This window comes from Arthrobacter sp. CAL618 (assembly GCF_000468215.1).
Classification (GTDB): domain Bacteria; phylum Actinomycetota; class Actinomycetes; order Actinomycetales; family Micrococcaceae; genus Arthrobacter_D.
The window spans coordinates 1-8,308 of sequence record NZ_ASZW01000044.1; the positions used below are offsets into that span (position 1 = coordinate 1).

Genomic DNA, 8,308 nt, shown 5'->3' on the forward strand with positions numbered 1-8,308 from the left:
CCCCGCCATCCACGCTTCGACGTCGTCGGCCTCGCGGGGCAGCGCCGCGCTCAGATTCACGGGGCCATCGGCGGTCATCAGGATGTCGTCCTCGATCCGCACACCGATCCCGCGGAACTCCTCGGGGACCGCCAGGTCCTCGTCCTTGAAGTACAGGCCTGGCTCGATGGTGAAGACCATACCTTCGGTCAGGATGCCGTCCAGGTAGAGCTCGCGCTTGGCCTGGGCGCAGTCGTGAACGTCCATGCCCAGGTGGTGGCTCGTACCATGCGGCATCCACCGGCGGTGGTGCTGGCCGTCCTGCGACAGGGCTTCCTCGAGGGACACGGGGAGGAGGCCCCAGGCGTCGAGCCGTTCCGCGAGAACGGTGATTGCCGCCTGGTGGACATCGCGGAACTTGCGGCCGGGTTGGGCTGCCGCGAATCCGGCGTCGGCGGCGTCGAGGACTGCCTGGTAGATCTTCCGCTGGATGCCGGTATACCTGCCGTTGACCGGGAGGGTGCGGGTGATGTCTGCGGTATAGAGGGTGTCAGCCTCGACGCCCGCGTCGAGGAGCAGGAGTTCCCCTGCGTGCACCGGCCCGTTGTTACGGATCCAGTGGAGCACCGTGGCATTGTTGCCACACGCGGCAATGGTGTCGTAGCCCAGGTCGTTGCCTTCTTCACGGGCGCGGGCGAAAAATGCTCCTTCGACGACACGCTCACCGCGATGGTGGGTGATGGCGCGGGGGAGTTCCTTGACCACCTCGTGGAAGCCGTTGACTGTCGCCGCGACGGCGACCTTCATCTGGTCCACCTCCCAGGCGTCCTTGATCAGGCGCAGTTCGGAGAGGGCTTCGGCGAGCTTGCCGTCGAGCTCATCGGATTTTTCCAGGTCGACGCCGGTGTTGATCCGGGAGGTGTCGACCAGGGCGTCCGCGTTGAGATCGACTTCGCGCAGCAACCGGATCCGCATGCCTCCCACCTCGGGGACGCCTGCGTCCTTGGTGACTGCGACTTCCAGTTCGGCGAGGTCTGCAGTCTCGATGGAGAGCAGGGTCCTGATCTGCGCGTGTGACAGGCGTGAGCCGATCCAGAACTCGCCGTAGCGGGCATTGGCATAGAACTCGGGGTTGTCGTGACCAGCAAGCTCCCTGAAGTACAGGGTGGAGTGGTGCTGGCCGCCGTCGTCGCCGTGGCCAGCCTCGGTGGGCTCCATGATGAGCACTGCGTCGGGTTCGTGATCGAGCCCAAGACCGGTGAGGTGCGCGAACCCGGAATGCGGCCGGAAGCGGTAGTCGGTGTCGTTGGAGCGCACCTTGAACGGTCCGGCGGGGNCGAGCCGTTCGCCAGGGAATCGGTCTGAGATAGCACGACGGCGTTTCGCGGCGTGCGGGGCTACCTCAGCCTCGGCGGGCAGCTCGGTGGGCTTGGGTTCCCACTGCTGGGCCATGAACGCCTTAAACGCCTCCGATTCGGGGCGCTGGGAACGGTTCTCGTTCCGGGCAACAAGAGGCTGCTCTTCGGTGGTGGAGAGCGCGCCGGCGGTCTGGGACAGGGTGTTGTTCTCTGCTGTACTCACCAGTCCATGATCTCACCGGTACCGGAGGCAACCAAACAGTTGTCAGGGAGAACACCACTGCGGGCGTAGATTAGGTGGGTGAGAATCGACCTACACACCCATTCAACCGTCTCGGACGGCACCGAAAGTCCTGCAGAGCTGATCAAGGCAGCGCTGGACGCGGAAATTGATGTGATTGCCCTGACCGATCACGACTCGACCGCGGGCTGGGCAGCAGCCGCAGCTGCGGCGCGTACCCATGGCGTGGCGCTGATCCCTGGCATGGAGGTGTCGTGCCGGACTGACACGGGTATCAGCGTTCATGTGCTCTCCTACCTGCACGATCCGCTACACCCCGGACTGAAGGCTGAAGTCCTTCGGTCCAGGGACGCCCGATTGACGCGGGCCGAGCGAATGGTGGAGCGCCTCGGAGCCGACTATCCCATTACCTGGTCCGATGTGCAGGAGCACATCGCGGACGGGGCAACTGTCGGACGCCCCCATATCGCCGATTCTCTGGTGGCGCTGGGTATCGTTTCCAACCGGAGCGAAGCCTTCACCGATATCCTCACTGCCGCGTCCCCTTACTGGGTGGGCCACTACGCACCGCACCCCGCGCAGGCGGTGGAACTGATTCGCGCGGCGGGCGGCGTTGCGGTCTTCGCCCATCCGGTGGCATCGGCCCGCGGCCGGATCGTGGGTGACGATGTGATGGGCCAGATGATCGATGCCGGATTGCAGGGCCTGGAGATCGAACATCGCGACAACCCGGAGCCGGGACGCCGTGACCTGCGACGGATTGCTGCGGAGCATGGCTTGCTGGCCACTGGATCCAGCGACTACCACGGGGAAGGAAAACCGAACCGCCTGGGGGAGAACCTCACTGCCCCCGACGTGCTGGAGCAAATTGAGGCGTTGGCCACCGGGTCGGTAGTGGTTCGCTGAACACCTGCCTGCGCGAAGCGGGAACCGGTCAGCAGTAGGCGCCGAGCCTGGCCTTCATCACGTCGATCGCCTGGGGGTTTTGGTCAACGCAGACGAACCGGCGGCCCAGTTTCGCTGCCACCGCGCCGATGGTTCCGGATCCTGCGAAGAAGTCGAGTACCCAGTCACCCTCGCGGCTGCTGGCCGTGACCGCCCGGCGAAGGAGCCCCTCGGGTTTCTGGGTGGGGTAGCCGGTCTTTTCCCGACCGGTGGGGGAGACGATGGTATGCCACCAGACATCGGTGGGCAGTTTGCCCAGGGCAGCCTTCTCGGGAGTGACCAGCCCGGGCGCCATATAGGGCTCGCGGTCCACCCCTGCGCTGTCGAAATAGTAGTTCGAAGGGTTCTTCACGTAGACCAGAATGTTGTCGTGTTTGGCTGGCCATCGGCTCTTCGCGCGGGCGCCATAGTCGTAGGCCCAGATGATTTCGTTCAGGAAGCTGTCCCTGCCGAAAAGGGCGTCAAGCATCACCTTGACGTAGTGCACTTCCCGGTAGTCCAGATGCACGTACAGGGTGCCGTCGTCGGTGAGGAGCCGCCACGCTTCAGCGAGGCGTGGGGCCAGGAACTCCCAGTAATCCTCGAAGGCGTCGTCGTAGCTCGCCAGCATCCCCTTGACCGTCGAATAGCTGTGCCCCTTGAAACCGACCCGGTCCCCGGTCCCATCAATGGTGCGGACCATCGACGTTTGTTGACGCCGTTGGGCCCGCCCCGTGTTGAAGGGCGGGTCAACGTAGATCATGGTGAAGGAATTGTCAGGCAGCGTCGGGAGGTAGTCGGCGTTGTCGGCGTGCACCACCAGGTTGCTGCCGTCCGAACGCCACAACGGCGCCGTCGCGGGGACGGACATGTTGTGCCTAGCCCTCGGCTCCGGCTGCAGGCTTGTTCACTACCTCACCGTTGCGGCTCCGGGTGCGGGAGCGGCTGCGGCGGGGACGGTCGGTGGCCGGTGCGTTGTCGGCACCCGATGCTGGCGCGCTGGCTGCCGTCTGGCGTGACGGTGCAGATTCTTCGGCTGATCCGCCCGAACGACGGCGGCGGTTGCCGGAGCTTTCGCCGGATTTCTGGGAGTCGCGCTGATCGGACGACCGTGAGCGGTCGCCGCCGCGTGAACGGTCACCGCCGCCGGAGCGCTCCGAGCCGCGTCCCCGGCCGGAGCCGTGTGACTCGGGGGCTGCACGATGCTTCTTGCCCGTCTCGCCGAGATCCTCAAGTGTTTCGGCGTTGATGCCTGCGAGGGTCCGCTTGTCCCGGGGTAGCCGTCCCTTGGTGCCCTCGGGGATGTCAAGTTCCTCGTAGAGGTGTGGGGATGAGGAATAGGTCTCCACGGGCTCGGCAGCGTTAAGGCCGAGAGCCTTGTTGATCAGGCCCCAGCGTGGCATGTCGTCCCAGTCCACGAAGGTGACGGCTGTGCCCTTCTTGCCGGCCCGGCCGGTGCGGCCGACCCGGTGCAGATAGGCTTTCTCGTCCTCGGGGCACTGGTAATTGATCACGTGGGTGATGTCTTCCACGTCGATGCCCCGGGCTGCCACCTCGGTGGCCACGAGGACGTCAATCTTGTCTCCGCGGAAGGCCCGAAGCGCCTGCTCCCGGGCGCCCTGGCCCAGGTCTCCGTGGATCGCCCCGGCCGCGAAGCCGCGGTCAATCAGTTCCTCTGACAACTTGGCGGCGGTGCGTTTGGTCTTGGTGAAAATGATGGTGCGCCCACGGCCGCGGGACTGCAGGATCCGGGCCACCACCTCGGCCTTGTCGAGGTTATGTGCCCGGTAGATGACCTGGCGGATATCCTTCTTGGTGATTCCCTCGTCCTCGGGATCAGCCGCGCGGATGTGGGTCGGCTGGGTCATGTACCGGCGTGCCATAGCTACCACCGGGCCGGGCATGGTCGCTGAGAACAGCATGGTCTGCCGTACAGCCGGGGTGCCGGCGATCAACGTTTCGACGTCGGGCAGGAACCCAAGGTCAAGCATTTCGTCAGCCTCGTCCAACACCACCAGTTTCACATTGGCGAGGGAGAGCAGCTTCTGGCGGTACAGGTCGATCAGACGGCCGGGGGTGCCGACCACGATCTCGGTGCCCTTCTTGAGCGCTTCGATCTGTGGCTCATAGGCGCGGCCACCGTAAATGGTGACGATCCGGGCGTGACGCTTCTTGGCGGCGGTGGTGAGGTCACCAGCAACCTGGACGGCGAGTTCGCGGGTAGGAACCACGATGAGCGCCTGGGGGGCGCCCGGCACAGGCAGTCGGTCGTAGCCGTCGTCCTTGGGGGCGACGACGCGCTGCAGGGCGGGAATACCGAAGCCGAGTGTCTTACCGGTGCCGGTCTTGGCCTGGCCGATGATGTCATGTCCGCCCAGGGCGATTGACAGGGTCATCGCCTGGATGGGGAACGGGTGGATAATCCCGGCATCAGCCAAGGACTCCACAATGTCTGCACGGACGTTGAAGTCCGCGAACGTTTCTTCGGCCTCTTTATGGGGCTCCTCGGTGGTTACCAGTGTCTCCTCGACGAAGATCTCGTCGTCGCTGTTGTCGGCATGGAGATGATGGGTGTCGGTCACCTGGGTGTTTTCAGTGTTCAATTAAATACCGTTCATTTAGGCCGTACGGCTGCTGGATCTCGACGGGTGGCTGACGTGTGGTCAGCCCGGAGGAACAGGCGCATGGCGTCCAGTGGAAGCCGATCGCGGGCTTACGACTGCAGGCCGGGGATTCGGACGAATCCTGTCGGCTAAGAAGAACTCAAGATCGCGTAGGTACTTGCGGGTCAGGGGTAACTTATCAGGGAATGATGAGTACGACCGGGCATCCATTACTACGCAGTAAACTCTACCCTGCCCCGGCCGGCGTGCCCGACACGCCGGGACCGGCCGGGCCATTGATCAGTTCGAAGCGGGTAACACGGGCATCGATGTCAGCACGTACCAGGCGCACCCGGACAGCCTCGCCGGCAACCAGGTCCCCCTCACACCTCGCCTCGAAGGCCGGGTTGGCCAGCTGGATGGTTCCGACGGGCAGATAGCCGTTCTGCGAGTTGCCGTTCGGCGGTTTAGCCCCGGAGATGACGACGGCGTCGAATTCCTGCCCCACCAGATTACTCAGCAACGCTGCCTCGACGGCGTCCAGTGCGCCGCGTTCGAGCCGGGAGGAGAGTTGGTTGGACGAGTTCATTAGCGAGTTGAGTTCCGGAAGTGCGTCGCGCGCCCACGCCGGGACCTCGGTGTCGCCGCACAGGGCGGCGCAGATCACCAGAACGAAACGGTCAACCAGCCGCCGCAGCGGCGCTGTGGTGTGAGCATAGGGAGCGGCAATGGCAGCCTGGCTCATGGCGGCGGGGAGTTCGCCGTCGAACGCTGTATAACCGGCGCCCCTGAACAGGGACGCCGCCGCATGCATCAGTGAGAGCTGGCGGGGATCGGTGGTGTCAAGGCTGCGCAGGAATTCCCCGTACGCCATACCCTCCGGCCAGGGTGTGCCGAGCACCCGCGCCTGCTGGCGGAAGCGTGCCACGGACTCCCGGTCCGGCGGGGGCATGGTGCGCAGCACACCGATTTTTCCGTCGATCATCAACTGAGCGGCGGCCATCCCCGTCATCAGGGATATTTGTGCGTTCCAGTCCTCCGCCGGGAGCGGTGGCGACGTCAGAATGAAGTACCTGTCGCCGTCGTTGGCTATCTCCTGCTCGGGAAGGTTGAGGCTGGCGCCTCCACGGAGGCGTTCCAGCTCGATCCGTAGGAGCCCCACTTCCCGGAGGAGGAGCAGATTCTCGGGGGCGCCGCCTGAGTCGATGTCGCGCTGCACCTGTTCGTAGGTGAGCTGGGCCCGGCTGCGGATGAGGGCGCGTCGCAGGTCGGTGTCCTCGACCTCGCCCGCCTCGTTTAACTCGAACTGCCACACGTAGGCCGGGCGAACCAGCCCAGGCAGAAGACTGGCGGCGTCCTCGGAAATGATCTCGGGGTGGAGCGAGATCCTGCCGTCCGGGGCGTAAACCGTCTGGCCCCGGCGTCGGGCCTCCAGATCAATCGCACCACCCGGCGCCACGAATGCCGGCACGTCGGCGATCGCATACCAGACCCGGTACCCGGCCCCGCGGCGTTCCAGATGGACTGCCTGATCCAGGTCAATGGATCCGGGTGGATCAATAGTGATGAAGCCCAGGTCGGTCAGATCGGTATCCGGGCGGGAATGGTTCCTGACCGCGTGCTCAGCTTCGGCGAGCACCTCCGGCGGGAAGTCGGACTCGAGGCCCAACTCCTCCCGGAGGAGCTGCAGGGAACGGGTCAGCTGCAGCTGGGAATTCCGATTCGACAAATCAAGATGCGAGTACGGCACAATCTCAACCGTAATACACCGACCGACCGCCCACCGGATCGCGCGCAGCGCGCGTCACCGGGTTTCAGGCGTTCGGGCACCGGTACCCTTAACCCCATGAGTTCACTGCCGTCCTCCCCTCCCCAGCAGGCCTCCGACGAGCACACCGCCGGAACGCACCCCCGGCTCCCTGCGGACCCCCGCTACGCACGGTTCATCGTTGACCTGTTCGGGGTGATGGCTTACGGCGAACTCTCAGGATTTGAGCGGCTGTCCTCAGACGCGCGTTTCTCTCCCACCCTCCATGACCGGGCCACCCTTGGCCGGTTGGCTGTCAAAGAGTTTGAGCACTTCGAAATGGTCAGCAACCACCTGGCTGTGTTGGGGGTGGACGTCGAGACCGCGATGTCCCCCTTCCAACCGTCAATCGATTCTTTTCACGAGCGAACCCGGCCAGCCGACTGGTACGAATCGCTGATGAAGGCGTACGTGATCGACGCGATCTCCGACGACTTCTATACGGCGCTCGCCGGACGGCTGGATGCATCGACCCGAGAGCTGATCGGACGGATCCAGTCTGCCGATGAGCAGGGGCCGCTGCTGCAGGAACGGCTGCAGGAGGCACTTGCCGACGACCCGCGGTTGGCTTCCCGGCTGGCGCTGTGGGGCAGACGACTGGTCGGGGAGGCTCTCACCCAGGCACAGCGCATCGGAATTGAGCGAGCATTCCTCGGCGCGCTGCTGTTCGCAGGAGCCGAGGAAGACCAGGAGAAGGAGACGCTGCTGTTGTTTTCCCAGCTCACCCGCAACCACTCCCGCCGCATGAGCCTGCTCGGCCTCACCGCTTAGTTAGCTTCAATCAGCCTGCGGCGGTTTTGTTTCCCCCGTCGGCGCCCTGCTGAGCGTGCGCCTGCCCATTTGCCTCAGGCCTGCGCCACGGCGCATTGCGCCGGTCGACATGCCGCTGACATTCTTCGGCGTCAGGCAGGCGAAGGCGAACGAATTTAGGTCCCGCAGAAAGTCCGGTACGCGCCGAAATCGTCGGGTGCGGCAGCAGCATAACGTTCCAGCCCGGGCCGCTCGTCGTAGGGCGAGGTTACGGCTTCCAGCAGTCGTTCAAACGGCACCAGATCCCCACCCGTCGCAGCTGCCAGGGCTTCCTCCACCAGATGATTGCGCGGGATGTAGACGGGGTTGAACCGGCCCATTGCGACGGCGTCTGGCCCAAGGGCACGCCAGCGGTGGAGCCAGGCGTCGACCCCTTCAGTATCGGCAAAGTGGGTCCGCGTCAGATCGGCGTCGCCCCGGGCGGCAGCGCCGAGGCTCCTGAAGAAGGAGGTGTAATCGACCCGATCAGCCTGAAGCAGTGCGAGTAGCTCATCGATCAGGGGCAGGAGCACCGAATCATCAGGGTTGCCGGCCAGGCCGAGTTTGGCTTTCATCCCGGTCGCCCACGCGTCGCCATACTGGCGAC

Annotated in this window: 7 protein-coding genes (1 of these 7 cut by a window edge); 2 read left to right on the plus strand and 5 right to left on the minus strand. The window is 64.8% G+C overall.

From position 1 onward, the window contains the following. The coding region (locus K728_RS0102435; RefSeq protein WP_024475736.1) for an aminopeptidase P family protein at positions 1-1,560 on the minus strand (1,560 nt) is incomplete at its 3' end. 78 nt (positions 1,561-1,638) lie between these two features. Between K728_RS0102435 and K728_RS0102440 the strand changes: the two genes are divergently transcribed. Next, complete coding sequence (locus K728_RS0102440; RefSeq protein ID WP_019481656.1) at positions 1,639-2,484, plus strand: PHP domain-containing protein; 846 nt, start codon at positions 1,639-1,641, stop codon at positions 2,482-2,484. Between the two features lie 28 nt (positions 2,485-2,512). On the opposite strand, the gene K728_RS0102445 is transcribed toward K728_RS0102440, so the two are convergent. The 3 genes from K728_RS0102445 to K728_RS0102455 all read right to left on the minus strand — a co-directional run bounded on the left by K728_RS0102445 (position 2,513) and on the right by K728_RS0102455 (position 6,855). After that, entirely contained in the window at positions 2,513-3,373 is an 861-nt protein-coding gene (locus K728_RS0102445) for a DNA-methyltransferase (protein WP_019481657.1), read from the minus strand. A 7-nt stretch (positions 3,374-3,380) separates the two neighbouring features. Beyond that, on the minus strand, positions 3,381-5,084 hold the full coding sequence (locus tag K728_RS0102450) for a DEAD/DEAH box helicase (protein WP_019481658.1): 1,704 nt from the start codon (positions 5,082-5,084) through the stop codon (positions 3,381-3,383). A gap of 268 nt (positions 5,085-5,352) precedes the next feature. Continuing rightward, on the minus strand, positions 5,353-6,855 hold the full coding sequence (locus K728_RS0102455) for an RNB domain-containing ribonuclease (RefSeq protein ID WP_019481659.1): 1,503 nt from the start codon (positions 6,853-6,855) through the stop codon (positions 5,353-5,355). 96 nt (positions 6,856-6,951) lie between these two features. Here K728_RS0102455 and K728_RS0102460 point away from each other — a divergent pair, with 96 nt between their 5' ends. Further along, positions 6,952-7,683 (plus strand): ferritin-like fold-containing protein, encoded by a 732-nt coding sequence (locus K728_RS0102460; RefSeq protein WP_019481660.1) that lies wholly within the window; start codon positions 6,952-6,954, stop codon positions 7,681-7,683. Between the two features lie 155 nt (positions 7,684-7,838). Here the strand turns inward: K728_RS0102460 and K728_RS0102465 are convergent, their stop codons facing one another. Further along, positions 7,839-8,308: the final stretch of a protein adenylyltransferase SelO gene (locus K728_RS0102465; protein ID WP_024475737.1), read on the minus strand. 997 nt of this gene lie beyond the right edge of the window; the window shows 470 of its 1,467 coding nt (coding positions 998-1,467); its start codon lies off the right edge, out of view — the gene reads right to left on this strand; its stop codon occupies positions 7,839-7,841.

Bases quoted from the DNA above. Each gene is read 5' to 3' on its own strand.
- K728_RS0102445 (WP_019481657.1), bottom strand. From the start codon at position 3,373: ATGTCCGTCCCCGCGACGGCGCCGTTGTGGCGTTCGGACGGCAGCAAC.
- K728_RS0102460 (WP_019481660.1), top strand. From the start codon at position 6,952: ATGAGTTCACTGCCGTCCTCCCCTCCCCAGCAGGCCTCCGACGAGCAC.